General features: G+C 71.6%; 15 protein-coding genes. 6 read left to right on the top strand and 9 right to left on the bottom strand.

Annotated elements, in window-relative coordinates; all coding sequences use genetic code 11:
• Nucleotides 1-137: 137 nt before the first annotated feature.
• The 3 genes from ABZS58_RS33370 to ABZS58_RS33360 are packed head-to-tail and all read right to left on the bottom strand — an operon-like array spanning nucleotide 138 to nucleotide 3085.
• Nucleotides 138-1088: a VWA domain-containing protein gene (locus ABZS58_RS33370; protein WP_354787222.1), complete on the bottom strand. Its 951-nt coding sequence runs from the start codon at nucleotides 1086-1088 to the stop codon at nucleotides 138-140.
• Nucleotides 1085-1990, bottom strand: a complete 906-nt coding sequence (locus tag ABZS58_RS33365) for a DUF58 domain-containing protein (RefSeq protein ID WP_354787221.1) — start codon at nucleotides 1988-1990, stop codon at nucleotides 1085-1087. Before ABZS58_RS33365 ends, ABZS58_RS33370 begins: the two co-directional genes overlap by 4 nt.
• A gap of 3 nt (nucleotides 1991-1993) precedes the next feature.
• Nucleotides 1994-3085 carry a MoxR family ATPase gene (locus ABZS58_RS33360; RefSeq protein WP_354787220.1) on the bottom strand — a complete coding sequence of 364 codons (1092 nt, stop codon included), beginning with the start codon at nucleotides 3083-3085 and terminating at the stop codon, nucleotides 1994-1996.
• A gap of 332 nt (nucleotides 3086-3417) precedes the next feature.
• On the opposite strand from ABZS58_RS33360, the gene ABZS58_RS33355 reads away from it, so the two are divergent.
• The 3 genes from ABZS58_RS33355 to ABZS58_RS33345 all read left to right on the top strand — a co-directional run bounded on the left by ABZS58_RS33355 (nucleotide 3418) and on the right by ABZS58_RS33345 (nucleotide 5825).
• Nucleotides 3418-3579, top strand: a complete 162-nt coding sequence (locus ABZS58_RS33355; protein WP_354787229.1) for an acetone carboxylase — start codon at nucleotides 3418-3420, stop codon at nucleotides 3577-3579.
• Between the two features lie 117 nt (nucleotides 3580-3696).
• Nucleotides 3697-4173, top strand: a complete 477-nt coding sequence (locus ABZS58_RS33350; RefSeq protein WP_354787219.1) for a PH domain-containing protein — start codon at nucleotides 3697-3699, stop codon at nucleotides 4171-4173.
• The gene (locus ABZS58_RS33345; RefSeq protein WP_354787218.1) at nucleotides 4170-5825 is read left to right on the top strand and encodes a PH domain-containing protein; all 1656 of its coding nucleotides are present in this window, start codon (nucleotides 4170-4172) and stop codon (nucleotides 5823-5825) included. Before ABZS58_RS33350 ends, ABZS58_RS33345 begins: the two co-directional genes overlap by 4 nt.
• Nucleotides 5826-5881: 56 nt before the next feature.
• Here ABZS58_RS33345 and ABZS58_RS33340 read toward each other — a convergent pair whose 3' ends face one another.
• A complete protein-coding gene (locus ABZS58_RS33340; RefSeq protein WP_354787217.1) occupies nucleotides 5882-6619 on the bottom strand; it encodes a Sir2 family NAD-dependent protein deacetylase in 738 nt (245 codons plus the stop codon).
• 119 nt (nucleotides 6620-6738) lie between these two features.
• Here ABZS58_RS33340 and ABZS58_RS33335 point away from each other — a divergent pair, with 119 nt between their 5' ends.
• Entirely contained in the window at nucleotides 6739-7143 is a 405-nt protein-coding gene (locus ABZS58_RS33335) for a hotdog domain-containing protein (RefSeq protein ID WP_354787216.1), read from the top strand.
• Here the strand turns inward: ABZS58_RS33335 and ABZS58_RS33330 are convergent.
• Both ABZS58_RS33330 and ABZS58_RS33325 read right to left on the bottom strand, forming a co-directional pair.
• Nucleotides 7129-9087 (bottom strand): catalase, encoded by a 1959-nt coding sequence (locus tag ABZS58_RS33330; RefSeq protein WP_354787215.1) that lies wholly within the window; start codon nucleotides 9085-9087, stop codon nucleotides 7129-7131. The two genes, ABZS58_RS33335 and ABZS58_RS33330, sit on opposite strands and share 15 nt — an antisense overlap.
• Before the next feature lie 28 nt (nucleotides 9088-9115).
• Nucleotides 9116-9691, bottom strand: a complete 576-nt coding sequence (locus ABZS58_RS33325) for a TetR/AcrR family transcriptional regulator (RefSeq protein ID WP_354787214.1) — start codon at nucleotides 9689-9691, stop codon at nucleotides 9116-9118.
• 85 nt (nucleotides 9692-9776) lie between these two features.
• Between ABZS58_RS33325 and ABZS58_RS33320 the strand changes: the two genes are divergently transcribed.
• Nucleotides 9777-10829, top strand: a complete 1053-nt coding sequence (locus tag ABZS58_RS33320; RefSeq protein ID WP_354787213.1) for an alpha/beta hydrolase — start codon at nucleotides 9777-9779, stop codon at nucleotides 10827-10829.
• Here the strand turns inward: ABZS58_RS33320 and ABZS58_RS33315 are convergent.
• Both ABZS58_RS33315 and trmB read right to left on the bottom strand, forming a co-directional pair.
• The gene (locus ABZS58_RS33315) at nucleotides 10826-13342 is read right to left on the bottom strand and encodes a DUF3516 domain-containing protein (RefSeq protein WP_354787212.1); all 2517 of its coding nucleotides are present in this window, start codon (nucleotides 13340-13342) and stop codon (nucleotides 10826-10828) included. The two genes, ABZS58_RS33320 and ABZS58_RS33315, sit on opposite strands and share 4 nt — an antisense overlap.
• Nucleotides 13339-13986 carry a tRNA (guanosine(46)-N7)-methyltransferase TrmB gene (gene trmB, locus ABZS58_RS33310; protein ID WP_354787211.1) on the bottom strand — a complete coding sequence of 216 codons (648 nt, stop codon included), beginning with the start codon at nucleotides 13984-13986 and terminating at the stop codon, nucleotides 13339-13341. Before trmB ends, ABZS58_RS33315 begins: the two co-directional genes overlap by 4 nt.
• A gap of 60 nt (nucleotides 13987-14046) precedes the next feature.
• On the opposite strand from trmB, the gene ABZS58_RS33305 reads away from it, so the two are divergent.
• The gene (locus ABZS58_RS33305; RefSeq protein ID WP_354787210.1) at nucleotides 14047-14529 is read left to right on the top strand and encodes a cupin domain-containing protein; all 483 of its coding nucleotides are present in this window, start codon (nucleotides 14047-14049) and stop codon (nucleotides 14527-14529) included.
• Nucleotides 14530-14532: 3 nt separating this feature from the next.
• Here ABZS58_RS33305 and ABZS58_RS33300 read toward each other — a convergent pair whose 3' ends face one another.
• Nucleotides 14533-15975, bottom strand: a complete 1443-nt coding sequence (locus ABZS58_RS33300; RefSeq protein ID WP_354787209.1) for an aminopeptidase P family protein — start codon at nucleotides 15973-15975, stop codon at nucleotides 14533-14535.
• Between the last annotated feature and the right edge of the window lie 60 nt (nucleotides 15976-16035).

The following is a 16035-nucleotide window of genomic DNA, read 5'->3' as shown; positions in this document are numbered from 1 at the left end:
CCCGGCCGCAAACAACGAAGCTGGACAGCAACCTTCACAGTCACCATCCAGCCCCATCCATCACCCTGAACGCTTAACTCACCGGCATTGCGTCATAGCAGCACAACCTCTTCCGGATCACGGAAAACCGTGCCCGGTCAGGGGAGGCGGCTGCCCCAGAGGAGGCTCAGGCCGCCGGCGAGGAGGGCGAGGAGGAAGCCCGCGCCGAGGTACCACTGGGTGATCTCGCGGGGTTTGGTCTTGAAGCCGATGGAGCTGCCCATGTCGGTGTAGACCCGCTTGAGCTCCTCCTTGCTGGCCGCCTCGTAGAAGTAGCCCTTCGTCGTCTCGGCGACCTGCTGCAGCGACGCGCGGTCGACCGGGACCCGCTGCGGGGTGTTGCCGATGCGGACCACACCCTCGTCGGTGCCGAAGGCGATGGTCGACACCGGTACGTTGGCGGCGGAGGCGGCGGCGGAGGCGTCCTCCAGCGAGCGGCCGGCGGTGCGGAAACCGTCGGACAGCAGGACGATGCGGGCCGGGGGCGGGCCCGCGGCGCCGTCGGCGGGGACGGTGCGGATCGCGTCCAGGCTGGTGAAGACGGCCTCGCCGGTGGCGGTCGACTCCTGCAGGGTGAGGCCGTCGATCGCCTGGAGCACCGAGTTGCGTTCCTTCGTCGGGGAGACCAGGACGCTCGCGGTCTTCGCGAAGGACACCAGGCCGACGTTGAAGGACGCCGGCAGCTGCTTCACGAAGTCGGTCGCCGCGGACTTGGCCGCCTCGATGCGGGTCGGCTGCACGTCGGTCGCCTGCATCGACAGTGAGACGTCGATGGCGAGCATGATGGTGGCCCGCTCCAGGGGCTCCTTCGTGTCGACCGACGGGCGGGCCATGCCGAAGCTCAGCACGAGCAGGCTCAGCAGGAACGCGGCGGCGCTGACGTGCCGGCGCACCCCGATGCCCTTGGGCACCAGGCTGCTGAGGAGGTCCACGTTGGTGAACTTCACGGCGAAGGCGCGCCGGTGCAGCTGGCGCCAGATGTACACGCCGATGACGGCGAAGACGGGCAGCAGCGACAGCAGCCACCACGGTGAAAGCAAACGGATCATCGGGTCGTCCCCCTCGTCCTGGCATGCCGCTGGGCCGCGACGAACCGGACGATGTCGAGCAGCCAGTCGGAGTCGGTGCGCAGTCTCAAATGCGCGGCGTTGGCACCGCGCAGTGCCGAGGCTATCTCGGCGCGCTGGGCGGCCGCCGCGTGTGCGTAGCGGTGGCGCAGTTTCGGGTCGGCCGTCTGCACCTCGTGCATCCGGCCGGTCTCCGGGTCGACGAGGGCGATCACGCCGACGTTGGGTAGTTCGAGCTCGCGCGGGTCGACGATCTCCACGGCCAGGAGGTCGTGGCGGACGCCGAGCTTGCGCAGCGGGCGGGCCCACTGGCTGACCGGGGTCATGTAGTCGGAGATGACGACCGCCATGCCCCGCCGCCGGGGCGGCCGGTTGAGCATGTCGATGAGCGCGCCCAGGTCGGCGCGGCCGGGCTGGGCCGGCGTGTGGGCGATCGCCCGCAGCAGACCCTGCGCGTCCTTGCGTCCGGGGCGGGCCGGCAGGCGGTGCATGTCGCCGGCCGTCCCGACGACGGCGCCGATCCTGTTGCCGCCGCGGACGGTGAGGTGGGACACCGCGGCGGCCGCGGCGATCGCCAGGTCACGCTTGAGGTAGCGGGCGGTGCCGAAGTCCAGGCTCGCGGACAGGTCGACGGCGAGCCACGTCTCCAGCTCGCGGTCGGCGACGGTCTGCCGGACGTGGGGCAGCGTCGTGCGGGCCGTGACGGGCCAGTCCATGCGCCGCACATCATCGCCCGGCCGATACTCCCGGGACTCCCCCGCCTCGGTGCCGGGGCCGGGCAGCAGGCCCAGGTAGTCACCCTGGAGCAGCCCGTCGAGCTTGCGGGTGACGAGCAGCTGCATGCGGTTGAGGACAACCTCGGCGCGGGCGTCGTCCGTGGCCATGGATCAGCGGCCCGGCCACGTGGTGATCGTGGTCGGCGGCGGCCCCGCCGGACCGGCCCCCTGCGCGACGGCCTGCTGGCGCGGCGCCACGGTCGGTGGCGGCACGGCGGCGAGGACCCGCTTGACGATGTCGTCGGCCGGGATGTCGTCGGCGAGCGCGTCGTAGGACAGCACCAGCCGGTGCCGGAGGATGTCGGGGGCGATGTCCTGCACGTCCTGCGGCAGCGCGTAGTCACGGCCGCGCAGCAGCGCCAGGGCCCGCGACGCGCGGACGATGCCGAGCGAGGCGCGGGGGCTCGCACCGTACTGGATGAACTGCGCGATGTCGGCGAGCCCGTGCTCGGCGGGCGCGCGGGTGGCGACCACGAGCCGGACGGCGTAGTCGACGAGCGCGTTGTGCACGAACACGTCGTCGGCCTTGTCCTGCAACGCCATCAGCTCGGTCGGGGTGAGCACGGCGACGGGCTCCGGGGTCTTGACGCTGACCCGGTAGACGATCTCGCGCTCCTCGCTGTCGGTGGGATACCCCACCTGGATCTTCATCAGGAAGCGGTCGCGCTGCGCCTCGGGCAGCGGGTAGACCCCCTCCTGCTCGATCGGGTTCTGCGTGGCCATGACCAGGAACGGCCGGGGCACCTCATAGGTCTGCCCGCCGACGGACACCTGCTGCTCGGCCATGACCTCGAGCAGCGCGGACTGCACCTTGGCGGGCGCGCGGTTGATCTCGTCGGCGAGCAGGAAGTTGACGAACACCGGGCCGAGCTCGACGTCGAACTTCTCGTTGGACTGCCGGTAGATGCGCGTCCCGACGATGTCGGCGGGCACCAGGTCCGGGGTGAACTGGATGCGGGAGAACGTGCCGCCGACGACCCGCGCGAGCGTCTCCACCGCGAGGGTCTTCGCCACGCCGGGCACGCCTTCGAGCAGCACGTGGCCGCGCGAGAGCAGCGACACGAACATGCGCTCGATCATGCGGTCCTGACCGACGATGACCCGCTTGACCTCGAACAGTGCGCGCTCCAACACGGTCGCGTCCTGAGCGGGTGTCGAGACCTGCCCGCCTGGCGGCGAGACGGGGTTGCTCGGCTGGGTCACCGGTCCTCCACTGCATGCTGGCGATCAGAGCCCTCCAAGCCTCGCACGCCGGACCAACCGAACGCGATCCGACGTCACTGGGAAGCTTCTGAGAGTCCTACTCGCGACCGATTTTTACCGATTTATCGGCTAAGTGACCAGTGATTGTGCGGGATTTTCGGATCGGACACCTCGGGTGACTGGACATCACCCGTACCCGGGTGGGTACGATTCACCCCGTCGCCGGGCGGCTTCCCCCGTGGCCGCCCGGCGCTCATCCTCCATTCGCACGCTGGCAGACTTGCCGTGTGGATCCCCTCATCTGCTCCGCCAAGGGCTGCCGCGCCGAGGCGATGTGGCAGCTGCGCTGGAACAATCCGAAGCTGCACACCCCCGAGCGCCGCAAGATCTGGCTCGCGTGTGACACCCACCGCACGACTCTCGGTGACTTCCTGACCGCACGCGGTTTCCTCCGCGACGTCATCCCCGTGACTCCGGATACGCTCGACACGTGATGGGACCGGAGCGCGGCGGAGTGGCCAGTCACCATGGGCGCGGCACCTGGTCGCGGCGGCACCGGGGCGCGGCGGCACCGGGGCGCGGCGGCACCGGGGCGCGGCGGAGATGACGGCGTGACCGCGCCGCCGCTCGACATCGCCTGGAGATCGATCTCCCCCCGCTATCTCTGGCTGCGCCTTTCGGTGCTGGCGCTGTGGACCCTCGCGTCCGCGGTGGCGGCGACCGTCGCGGCGCTGCTCGTCAGCACGTGGTTCTTCGTGCTCGCCGTCGCCGTGCTGGCACTGGGTGCGCTCCGCGCCGTCTTCATGCGCCGCTCGGTCCGCGCCTGGGGCTATGCGGAGCGCGCCGAGGACCTGCTCGTCCGCCATGGACTGCTCGTGCGGCGGCTGTCGATCGTGCCGTATGCCCGCATGCAGTTCGTCGACGTCACCGCCGGCCCTCTGGAGCGCGCCGCCGGCCTCGCCACCGTCACCCTGCACACGGCCGCGGCGGCCAGCGACGCCAGCGTCCCGGGCCTGGAGGCCGCCGAGGCGACCCGGCTGCGGGACCGGCTGGCCGCCCTCGGCGAGATCCGCGAAGAGGGCCTGTGAGACAGCGCCTCCACCCGCTGACCCCCCTACTGAAGGGGGCGAAGCTGGTGGCGTTCGCCGCCGTCGCCGTCTCCTGGCGCGGCCTGTCGGACCTGGGCCCGCTGCACTGGCTCCTCGCGATGGGCGCGATCCTCGTCGCCGCCGTGCTCGTCTCCGCCGTCGTCTGGACCGTCACCGGCTACGAGGTCGTCGGCCGGGAGCTGCGCGTGCACGAGGGGCTGATCTCCCGGCGTACACGAACCATCCCCCTGGAGCGGGTCCAGGCCATCGACGTCGTCCGGCCGCTCCTTGCCCGCATCTTCGGCCTCGCCGAGCTGCGGCTGGAGGTGATCGGCGCCGGCAAGACCGAGGCGCCCCTGGCCTACCTCACCGTCGCCGGCGCCGCCACCCTCCGCGCGCGGCTCATCGGCCTGTCCACCGGCATCCCGCACACCCCCGCCGCCGACACGGACGTGCCCGCCACCTTCACCGTCGTCAACCGCCGCCTCCTGCGGGCGCAGCTGCTCACCCCGCAGGCGCTCGCGGTGCCCGTCGGCATCGTCTTCGTCGCCTGGCAGGCCTCCCTCGACCCCACCTGGACGCTGATCGGCGCCGCCAGCACGATCACCGCCTTCCTCGGCGCCTTCCAGGTCCCCGTCCGGCGCGTCCTCGACGAGTGGGACTTCACCATCGGCACCGACGCCGCCGCCCTGCGCGTCCGCCAGGGCCTGCTCAACAAACGCAGCCAGACCGTCCCGCCCCGCCGCATCCAGGGCCTCAAGGTGACCTGGCCACTCCTGTGGCGCCTCCCCGGCTGGGCCCGCGCCCGCATCGACGTGGCCGGCTATGCCGGCGACGGCGAGCAGCAGCTGCGCGCCGGCACCCTCGTCCCGGTCGCCGCCTCCGCCGACACCCTGGTGGTGGCCGCCGCGATCCTCGGCACCGCCGTGCACGCCGCCGTCACCGCACCCCCGCTCGACGCCGCGGCCCTTCCCGTCTCCGGCCCGCCCCGCCGCGCCCGCTGGCTCGCGCCCCTGGCCTGGTCCCGGATCGGCGTCGCCGTCACCGACGCCGTCGTCGCCGTCCGCGAGGGGGTCCTGACCCGCGAGCTGGTCGTCGTGCCCCTCGCCCGTGTGCAGAGCGTCCGGGTCGTCCAGGGTCCGCTGCAACGCGCCCTGGACCTGGCGACGGTCCACGTGGACACGGCGGGCGGGCTGCACGCGGTGGCCAGGCACCGTGCCGCCGCTGAGGCGTATGCGCTCGCCACCGACCTCGCCACCCGCTCCCGCACCGCCCGCCGCGCGGCCGCACCCCGGCTTTCGTTGCTGAAGTCCCCTGCGGCACCGCTCCCCGACGGGACGCCCGCAGGCAGGGTCACGGACCAGCACCCCGCGCCGCATCCGGCCCAGCCGCCGACGCCGTCCACCGACCGGGGTGCGCACGAGCCGCCCGCAGGCCCGGTCACGGACCAGCACCCCGCGCCGCATCCGGCCCAGCCGCCGACGCCGTCCACCGACCGGGGTGCGGACGGGCCGCCCGCCGCACCGCGTCCGGGACAGGTGCCGGGTCCGTCCGCCGACCGGGGTGCGGACGGGCCGCCCACGGCACCGCGTCCGGGGCAGGTGCCGGCGGCCGGCCACGGACAGCACCCACGGCCGGACACTGACCGCTGACCGTCCGCACCCGTCGCGCTTGCCCGGGGCGACAGACGCCGAAGCCCCCGGTCAGGTCAGCGGGCCGCTGGGACCAGCGTGGGGAGGAGCTCGCCGATCGGGGTGCGGATGACCAGGTCGGCGACGGGGTCGTACGGGGTTTCGGCGGCGTTGACGATGACGATCATCGCGCCGGATCTGCGGGCCACGTCGACGAGGCCGGCGGCCGGGTGCACGGTGAGGGAGGTGCCGACGGTGAGCAGGACATCGCAGCCCATGGCGGCCTCCGCCGCCGCTTCGAGCGTGGTCAGGTCCATGGCCTGGCCGAAGGAGATCGTGGCGGACTTCAGCAGGCCGCCGCAGGCGAGGCAGGCGGGGTCCGGGTCGCCGGCCGTGACCCTGGCCAGCGTCTGCGGCATGGGGAGGCGCTGGGCACAGCCGAGGCACTCGGTTTCGGACAGGGTGCCGTGCAGCTCGATGACATTGACGGCGCCGGCGCGCTGGTGGAGGCCGTCGATGTTCTGGGTGACGGTGGCGGTGAGTTTGCCGACGCGCTCCAGAGCGGCGAGGGCGTGGTGGGCGGCGTTGGGCTCGGCGGTCCACGCGGGGTTGTGCAGGCGCTCCTGCCAGGCGCGGCGGCGGACCGCGGGATCGGCGACGTAATGGTCGATGGAGGAGAGCTTCATCGCCTCGGGGTCGCGGGTCCAGACGCCGTCGGGGCCGCGGAAGTCGGGGATGCCGGAGTCGGTGGAGATGCCGGCGCCGGTGAGGGCGACGACCGAGCCGGCGTCGATCCAGGCCGCGAGGTTGCGCATGCGCCGACTGTAACCACGGCGTTGTCGGCACGAAACCGCAATACCGCGGGGATACGCGGCGGCCGGACACCCGGTGCCACGCGCATGCAACAGTCTCGAAGTTCACTAGTCTGGTAGGTATGGGCATCTCTGTGGACGCGGCACCCTGGGTCGGCGCGGTCGCCCGGGTCGAGCTGACCGTCACCGACGCCGACACGGCGCAGGCGCTGGGGTCGGGTGACGTGCCGGTGCTCGGCACGCCGAAGGTGCTCGCGCTCGCTGAGGCGGCGACGGTCGGCGCGCTGGTCAGGCGGCTGCCGCCGGGGTGGACGACGGTCGGGACGCGCGTGGAGCTGGAGCACCGGGCGGCGACCCCGATCGGCGGCCGGGTCACCGTCGAGGCGCGCCTGGCGAAGACCGACGGCCGGAAGCTGGTGTTCGAGATCGTCGCCCGCGACGGCGGCAGGACCGTCGCGGAGGGCCGGGTCGAGCGGATGCTCGTGGACCGCCACACCTTCCTGGAGAAGGCGCTAGGCGGGGACTGACGACACGTCCCGGTCGAAGTTGCGGTGCCTCCCGAGCGCCGCGATCAGCGCGTCCGACGAGAAGTCGGACAGCAGCGCGACATCCGGGACGTCGAGCGGGATCTGCGCCCGCAGCAGCACGTCCGAGCCGGTGCCGGCGAACGCCAGCGTCTTGCCGTGCTTGTACGCCGAAGCCACGAAGTGCACGGCCAGACCGTCGGCGGCGAGACCGAGCGCGCCGTCGGGGACCACGACCGCGTCGTACAACACGGAGGCGACGGTCTCGAGGGCGCGCGTCACCTCCATCGGCAGCCCGTCGTCCGTCGTGACCGTCCCGTCGACCGGGCCGAGCAGGTCCACGACGACACCCCGCGCGGTGAGGTCGTCGCGCAACCGGGCCACCCACCGGGCCGGCACCCCGTCCCCCACGAGCACGGCGACCTTCCGGGTGGCGACCGGCCCCGGCGCGGTGACCGCCTGGCTCAGGGCGGCCGACGACCGCCCGTGGTTGTCGACCGACTTGACGGGCTCCTCCACGCCGATCCCCCCGGCGACCGCGACCGCGAGATCGTGGTCGATCCGGTTGAGGTGCTCCACCATCCGCACCCGGATCGCCATCGAGGTCACCTTGCCGAGCTCGAACCGGTACGCGGCGACGATGTGCGACCGCTCCCACCCGGACATGCTGTTCCAGAACAAGGTCGCCTGGCTGTAGTGGTCGGCGAAGGTCTCGCTGCGCTTGCGCTCCTTGGGCCCGTCGACCGTCTCCGGGAACGGGACGAAGCCACCGGACGACTCGCCGGCCGATGAGCTGGGCGAGTAGTTGACCGGGGAGACCGGCACCCGCTGCTGATGGAACCCGTCCTGCTGATGGTTGTGCACCGGCGCGAGGGGCCGGTTGATCGGCAGCTGCGCGAAGTTCGGGCCGCCGAGCCGGGTCAGCTGCGTGTCGAGGTACGAGAAGAGCCGCGCCTGCAGGAGCGGATCGTCGGTGAAGTCGACGCCGGGCACGATGTTGCCGACGCTGAACGCCACCTGCTCGGTCTCGGCGAAGAAGTTGTCCGGGTTGCGGTTGAGTGTGAGCCGCCCGATCGGCGTGACGGGCACGACCTCCTCGGGCACCAGTTTCGTCGGATCGAGGAGGTCGACGTCGTCCAGGACGAACTCGCCGAGCAGCTGCACGCCCAGCTCCCACGACGGGAAGTTGCCCGACGCGATCGCCTCCCACAGGTCCCGGCGGTTGAAGTCCGGGTCCTTGCCGGAGATCTGCTGCGCCTCGTCGAAGACCAGGGAGTGCGTGCCGAGCGCCGGCGTCCAGTGGAACTTCACGAAGGTGCTCCGGCCGTGGCCGTTGACGAGCCGGAAGGTGTGCACGCCGAAGCCCTGCATCATCCGGTACGAGCGCGGCAGGGCCCGGTCGGACATGAGCCAGATCAGGTGGTGCATCGTCTCGGGCTGCAGCGTGACGAAGTCCCAGAACGAGTCGTGCGCGGACGCCGCCTGCGGCATCTCGTGACGCGGCTCCGGCTTGAGCGCGTGGACGAGGTCGGGGAACTTGATGCCGTCCTGGATGAAGAAGACGGGCATGTTGTTGCCGACGAGGTCGAAGTTGCCCTGCCGGGTGTAGAACTTCGTGGCGAAGCCGCGCACGTCGCGGGGCGTGTCGGTGGAGCCGCGGGAGCCCTGCACGGTGGAGAACCGCACGAAGACCGGCGTCTCGGCGTCGGGGTCGGTGAGGAAGTCCGCGGTCGTGTACTCGTCCAGCGGTTCGTAGACCTTGAACACGCCGTGCGCGCCGGCGCCGCGGGCGTGCACGACACGCTCCGGGATCCGTTCGTGGTCGAAACGCATGAGCTTCTCCCGGAGGTGGAAGTCCTCCAGGAGGCTGGGTCCGCGGGCCCCGGCGCGCAGCGAGTTGCCGGTGCCGGCGACCGGGATGCCCTGGTCGGTGGTCAGCACGGTCATACTCCAGGGCTACCGCGATCCGCCGGTTTTACACACGTTTCGCGGCGGCTTCCCCGGTCCGGAGGCCGTCCGCCACCTCCAGCAGCGCTGCCGCCAGCCCGGCGCCGTCGATCCCGCGGCCCGGTGCCAGGAGATGCTGCACGACCACGCCGGTGAGCATCGCCTGATAGAGCGCGCCGGTGCCGGGGCCGCCGCCGAAGAGCGCGGCGAGCCCTTCCTGGGCCTGCGCGAGGGAGTGCTGCCAGCGCTCGTGCAGCTCGGGCAGGACGGCGAGCTGCGCGACGACCTCGAACTGGAGCTTCCACAGCGCCGGCTGCGCCTCGACGGAGGCGATGATCCGCGTCCAGATGGCCTCGAACCTGGCGGCCGGCCCCAGCAGTGCGTCGCCGTCGTCGACCAGCGCGGCCTCCAGTGCGCCGCCCCACGCCTCCAGGGCCTGGTCCAGGGCGGCGTTGAGCAGCGCGTCGGTGGTGCCGAAGTGGTAGCCGATCGCGGCGAGGCTGACCCCGGCGGCGGAGGCGACGTCGCGGGCGGTGGTGCGGGCGTAGCCCTTGTCGAGGAGGCACTGCAGGGCGCCGTCGAGGAGCTTCTCCTTATTTCCCATGCGGTCGAGCATAGCGCGCGTCTGACACGGACGTCTCACACAATCATCTTGCACATCTGTGTGAGACGTGCGTACAGTTCTGGGCATGACGCTGATGCTGATCGCCCCCGCCGCCATCGCCGCCCTCGCCGCCGCTCCCCTCGCCGTCCGGGCCGTCCTCAAGCACCGCACCGCCGCCCGGGCACGCATCACCTCCCTCAACGGCATCGTCGAAAGTCGCTACGTGACGATCGGCGGCGTCGAGCAGTGGCTGCAGATCCGCGGCGAGGACCGGGCCAACCCGGTGCTGCTGGTCGTGCACGGCGGCCCCGGCTCGCCCTACTCGGTGTTCACCGCCGCGCTGCGCGAGTGGGAGCGGCACTTCACGGTCGTGCACTGGGACCGTCGCGGCTGCGGGCGCACCCTGCGCCGCAACGGCACCCCCACCGCCGAGGAGCTCACCTTCGAGCGCCTCGCAGCCGACGGCATCGAGGTCGCCGAGCACGTCCGGGCCCACCTCGGCAAGGACAAGGTGATCCTGATGGCGGGCTCGATGGGCACGATCGTCGGCCTGCCGATGGCCCGGCAGCGGCCCGACCTCTTCAGCGCCTACGTCGGCACCGACTTCTACGTGAACATGCTCGACAACGAGCGCCAGGGCCGGCTCGACACCCTGCAGCGGCTCCGCGCGGCGGGCAACCAGCGCGGCGTGCGGACCCTGGAGGCCCTCGACGAGGACCCGCGCACCTGGGACGTGAAGGCGTGGGGCAGGCGCATGCAGTGGTCGATGGGCACCGACCCGGCCAACCCCAACGGCGGCCTGAAGACGCTGTTCAAGCTGCTGCTGACCAAGCCCGACTACTCACTGCTGGACGTGTTCGCCTGGCTGAAGGGCTTCGCCGCGGTCCGCGACGCGATGTTCGACCAGTTCATGCGCTTCGACGCCCGCGCGGCGGGCACCCGCCTGGAGATCCCGTTCCACCTGTTCCAGGGCGCCCGGGACGTGGTCACCCTGACCGGCCCCGCAGTGGAGTTCTTCGCCGAGGTCGACGCCCCGGCGAAGTCCCTGGTCCTCATCGACGGCGCCTCGCACTTCGCCGCCTTCACCCACCCCGCCGAGTTCCTGGCGGCACTTCGTTCCAACGCCGCCCGCGTCTAACCGTCGGACATCGGGCCGACGGCGGTGACGCGGATCGCCGCGAAGCCTGTGGCGTCGGACTCGGCGAGGTCGACCTCGGCGGTGATGCCCCAGTCGCGGTCGCCGGCCGGGTCGTCGAAGATCTGGCGGACGAACCACCGGTCCGGCTTCTGCTCGATGACGAGCAGGGCCGGACCTCTGGCGTCGGGGCCGACGCCGAGCGAGTCGTACTCGTCGAAGTAGTCCTCGATCGCGTCCTGCCAGTCGTCGGCGTTGAAGCCGTGCTCGCCGTCGATCTCGCCGAGCTCGTCGAAGCGGCGCAGCGCGGCGAGCTCGACCCGGCGGAAGAGGGCGTTGCGGACGAGGACGCGGAAGGCGCGCAGGTTGCGGGTGACGGCCGGCGGCCGGTCGTCGAGCACGGCGCGCTCGTCCTCGGCGCCGGGGTTGCGCAGCCGCTCCCACTCGTCGATGAGGCTGGAGTCGACCTGCCGGACGAGCTCGCCGAGCCACTCGATGATGTCGGTGAGCTCCTCGGTCCGCGCGTCCTCGGGCACGGTCTGCCGCAGCGCCTTGAACGCGTCGGCGAGGTAGCGCAGGACGAGTCCCTCGGAGCGGGACAGGCTGTAGAAGCCGACGTACTCGACGAACGTCATCGCCCGCTCGTACATGTCACGGACGACGGACTTCGGGTTCACCTGGTAGTCGGCGACCCACGGATGCCCCTGCTTGTACAGGTTGTACGCGTTGTCCAGCAGCTCGACGAGCGGCTTCGGGTGCGTGACGGAGTCCAGGAGCTCGAGGCGCTGCTCGTATTCGATGCCCTCGGACTTCATCGCGGCGACGGCCTCGCCGCGGGCCTTGAACTGCTGCGCGGACAGGATCTGCCGCGGGTCGTCCAGCGTCGACTCGATCACCGACAGCACGTCCAGCGCGTACGCCGGCGCCTCCTTGTCGAGCAGCTCGATCGCGGCGAGCGCGAACGGCGACAGCGGCTGGTTGAGCGCGAAGTCCATCTGCAGGTCGACGGTGAGCCGGACCCGCCGGCCCTCCTCGTCGGGCTCGGGCAGCTGCTCGACGACACCGCCGGCCAGCAGCGCCCGGTAGATCGCGATCGCGCGGCGGACGAGGCGGCGCTGCGAGTGGACGTCCTCGTGGTTAGAAGTCAGCAGGTGCCGCATCGCGGCGAACGCGTCGCCGGGGCGGCCGATGACGTTGAGCAGCATCGCGTGGGAGACGTGGAAACTGGAGCGCAGCGGCTCGGGCTCGGCGTCCACCAGGCGGTCGAACGTCGGCCTGCCCCAGCCGATCGAACCCTCCGGCGGCTTCTTCCGCACGACCTTGCGGCGCTTCTTCGGGTCGTCGCCGGCCTTCGCCAGGGCGCGCTCGTTGTCGATGACGTGGTCGGGCGCCTGCACGACGACGGTGCCGATCGTGTCGAACCCGGCGCGGCCGGCCCGGCCGGCGATCTGGTGGAACTCCCGCGCGTACAGCAGGCGCGTCTTCTGCCCGTCGTACTTGGACAGCGCGGTGAACAGCACCGTGCGGATCGGCACGTTGATGCCCACACCCAGGGTGTCGGTGCCGCAGATGACCTTCAGCAGCCCGGCCTGGGCCAGGGTCTCCACGAGTCGCCGGTACTTGGGAAGCATGCCCGCGTGGTGGACGCCGATACCGTGCCGGACGAGCCGGGACAGCGTCTTGCCGAACCCGGCGGTGAACCGGAACCGGCCGATCGCCTCGGCGATCATGTCCTTCTCGGCGCGGGTCGACACGTTGATGCTCATCAGCGCCTGCGCCCGCTCCAGGGCGGCGGCCTGCGTGAAGTGCACGATGTAGACCGGCGCCTGCTTCGTGCTCAGCAGCTCCTCGATCGTCTCGTGCAGCGGGTCCATCGAGTAGCTGAACATCAGCGGCACGGGCCGCTCGGCGTTTTTCACCACCGCGGTCGGCCGCCCGGTGCGCCCGGTCAGGTCGTCGACGAAGCGGGTGACGTCGCCGAGCGTCGCCGACATGAGCACGAACTGGGCCTGCGGCAGCTCGATCAGCGGCACCTGCCACGCCCAGCCGCGGTCGGGCTCGGCGTAGAAGTGGAACTCGTCCATGACCACGACGCCGACGTCGGCGGTCGCGCCGTCGCGCAGGGCGATGTTGGCGAGGATCTCCGCCGTGCAGCAGACGATGGGCGCGTCGGCGTTGACGGACGCGTCGCCGGTGAGCATCCCGACGTTCTCCGGGCCGAACATGGCGACGAGGGCGAAGAACTTCTCCGAGACCAGGGCCTTGATCGGCGCGGTGTAGAACGTCGTGCGGTCGCTGGCGAGGGCGGCGAAGTGCGCGCCGGCCGCGACGAGGCTCTTGCCGGAGCCGGTGGGCGTGGACAGGATCAGGTTGGCCCCGGAGACGATCTCCATCAGGGACTCTTCCTGGTGCGGGTACAGCTCCAGACCCTGCTCCTTGGCCCACCCGGCGAACGCATCGAAGACTGCGTCGGGGTCACCACCACGCGGCACCCGAGCCGCGAGTCCCCCGCTCATGCCTTCACGAACATGAGGTCGGCCGGCGCGCGGCCGACGGCGAGGGCCCGCTGCTCGAACTTCGTGACCGGCCGGTGGCCCGGCCTCGGCGCGTAGCCGTCGTGCCGGTTGCGCAGCACCGGCGAGGCGGTCAGCGTCTCCAGCATCCACTCGGCGTAGCCGGCGTCGTCGGTCGCGCAGTGCAGCAGCCCACCGGCGCGCAGCTTCGCGCTCAGCAGTGCCACGTTGGCGGGCTGGATGAGCCTGCGCTTGTGGTGCCGGGCCTTCGGCCACGGGTCGGGGAAGAACACGTGCACCGCTTCCAGGGACGCGTCCGGGATGTGCTCCCGGCACAGGTCGAGGGCGTCCACGCTGACGACGCTCAGGTTCGTCAGGGCGCGCTGCTCGATGTTGGCCAGGAGGTTCGCCACTCCCGGCGTGTGGATCTCGACGGCCAGGTAGCGCCGCCCGGGGTCCGCGGCGGCCATCTCCAGGGTCGCCTCGCCCATCCCGGACCCGATCTCCAGGACGTCGACCCGGTCGCCGGGGGTGAACCCGTAGGTCTGCGTGAGCCGGTCCAGGGCGTCGAAGTGCCGACCACTGAGCCGCCCCCGGCGCGGATGATATGTCCGGATGGGCTTACGGATGCGCTCGATGGTCTTCACGGGGTCCAAAGCCTACCTGGCCCTGACCCTCCCACCGTTCGTGCGCCGTATTGTGGGCTTATGTCCTACCCACCGCCGTACTATCTCGGACCAGCCGGTGAGATCTCCGCCACCTACCGGCCGGCGGACACTCCGCCGGAGTTCACGTACGCCAACGGCAACACCGTGCACTACCTCGCGAAGGGCACGACGACCCACGGGCAGTTCGGCCTCTACCGCTGGGAGATGGGCCCGCAGCCGAGCGGCCCCGACCCGCACTACCACCGCTCGATCTCCGAGTCGTTCTACATCCTGTCCGGCTCGGTGCGCATCTACGACGGCAAGGAGTGGATCACCACCCGGCCGGGCGACTGGGTCCACGTCCCGGAGGGCGGCGTCCACGCCTTCCGCAACGAGTCCGGCGAGCCCGCCTCGATGCTGCTGCACTTCTCCCCCGGCGCACCCAGGGAGGCCTACTTCGAGGGCCTGCCGGCCCTGGGCGGCCTGACCCCACTGGAGCGCGACGAGTTCATGCTCGCCCACGACACCTTCTGGATCGAGTAGCCCCTAACCGGGCAGGCGGGGGCCCGCCTCGCGCTGGGCGGCGAGCCACGACTCGACGGCGTCCGGGGAGCGGGGCAGGCCCTGCGACATCACGACGGTGCCGGTCGGGGTGACCAGGACGTCGTCCTCGATGCGGACGCCGACGCCGCGCAGCTCGGCCGGCACCAGGTCGTCGTCGGGCTGGAAATACAGGCCGGGCTCGACGGTCAGGACGTAGCCGGCCTCCAGGACGCCCTCGCGGTAACGCTCCTTGCGGGCCGCGCCGCAGTCGTGGACGTCGATGCCGAGCATGTGCCCGAAGCCGTGCAGGGTCCAGCGGCGGTAGAAGACGCAGGCCGGGTCCATCGCCTCGTCGACGGTGACCGGGAGGATTCCCAGGTCGGCCAGGCCCTCGGCGAGCACGCGCATGCAGGCCTGGTGCACGTCGTCGAACCTCGTGCCGGCCCTGATGACGTCGATGCCCGCCTGCTGGGAGCGGAAGACCAGGTCGTAGACCTGGCGCTGCAACGGGGTGAACGTGCCGGTGACGGGGACGGTCCTCGTGACGTCGGCGGTGTACAGGTTGCGGTTCTCCACGCCCATGTCCATGAGCAGCAGGCCGCCGGGGCGGGTGCGGCCGTCGTTGCGGGTCCAGTGCAGGACCGCGGCGTGGGCGCCGTTGCCGACGATCGAGTTGTAGCCGACGGTGTTGCCGTCGTGGCGGGCACGCAGGTTGAACACGCCGTCGATGAGTCGCTCGCTGACCGGGCGGTCCGCCGGCAGGACCCGGGCGACGTCCTCGAAGCCGCGGGTGGTCGCGTCGATGGCGTCCTGGAGCTGCTCCACCTCCCAGGCGTCCTTCACCAGGCGCAGCTCCGCCAGGACCGTGACGAGATCCGCGTCACGATCGGCGGAAGCGGACCGGACGGCCCCGTCGACCGACGGGTCGTAGCCGCGCAGGACCCTGGTCCGGCCCGGGGCGGCGTCGTCGAGGGCGGTGCCGAGCTCGTCGAGGTGCGCGGTCTGCAGCTGCAGCTCGGTGGCCTTCTCCGCGAGGGTGTGCCGGCGGCCGATCCACAGCTCGCCGGCGTTGCGGTCGCGGAAGAACTCGTCGGTGTCGCGGGGCGAGCGCGGCCGCATGTAGAGCGTCGCGTCGTGGCCGCCGTCGGTGGGACGCAGGACGAGGACCGCGTCGGGGTCGTGCCCGCCGGTCAGCCACACGTGCTCGGTGCCGGGCCGGAACAGGTGATACGCGTCGTTGGAGCGGACCTTCTCCACGCCGGTCGGGATGATCAGCGTCTCACCGGGGAAGGCCGCGGACAGGTCCGAGCGGCGTTTCGCATGGTCGGGCGCCTCGGGGCGGGGTGTCACGTCGAGCGTCGAGTCGCGCCAGCCGGTGCGCATGAACTCGACGAACCGGTCCGGAAAGTCCGGATCGTGCGACTGGCCACCCGTTGACTCGCCCATCTCCGCCCGTCCTATCGCTGCGAATTCGTGCTCCTCCTGCGACGGTACCGCGTGCGAGAC

The organism is Dactylosporangium sp. NPDC005555, assembly GCF_040605635.1.
Classification (GTDB): Bacteria; Actinomycetota; Actinomycetes; order Mycobacteriales; family Micromonosporaceae; genus Dactylosporangium.
The sequence above is the reverse complement of the archived record's forward strand: the minus strand, read 5'-3'. Positions and strand labels throughout refer to the sequence as shown.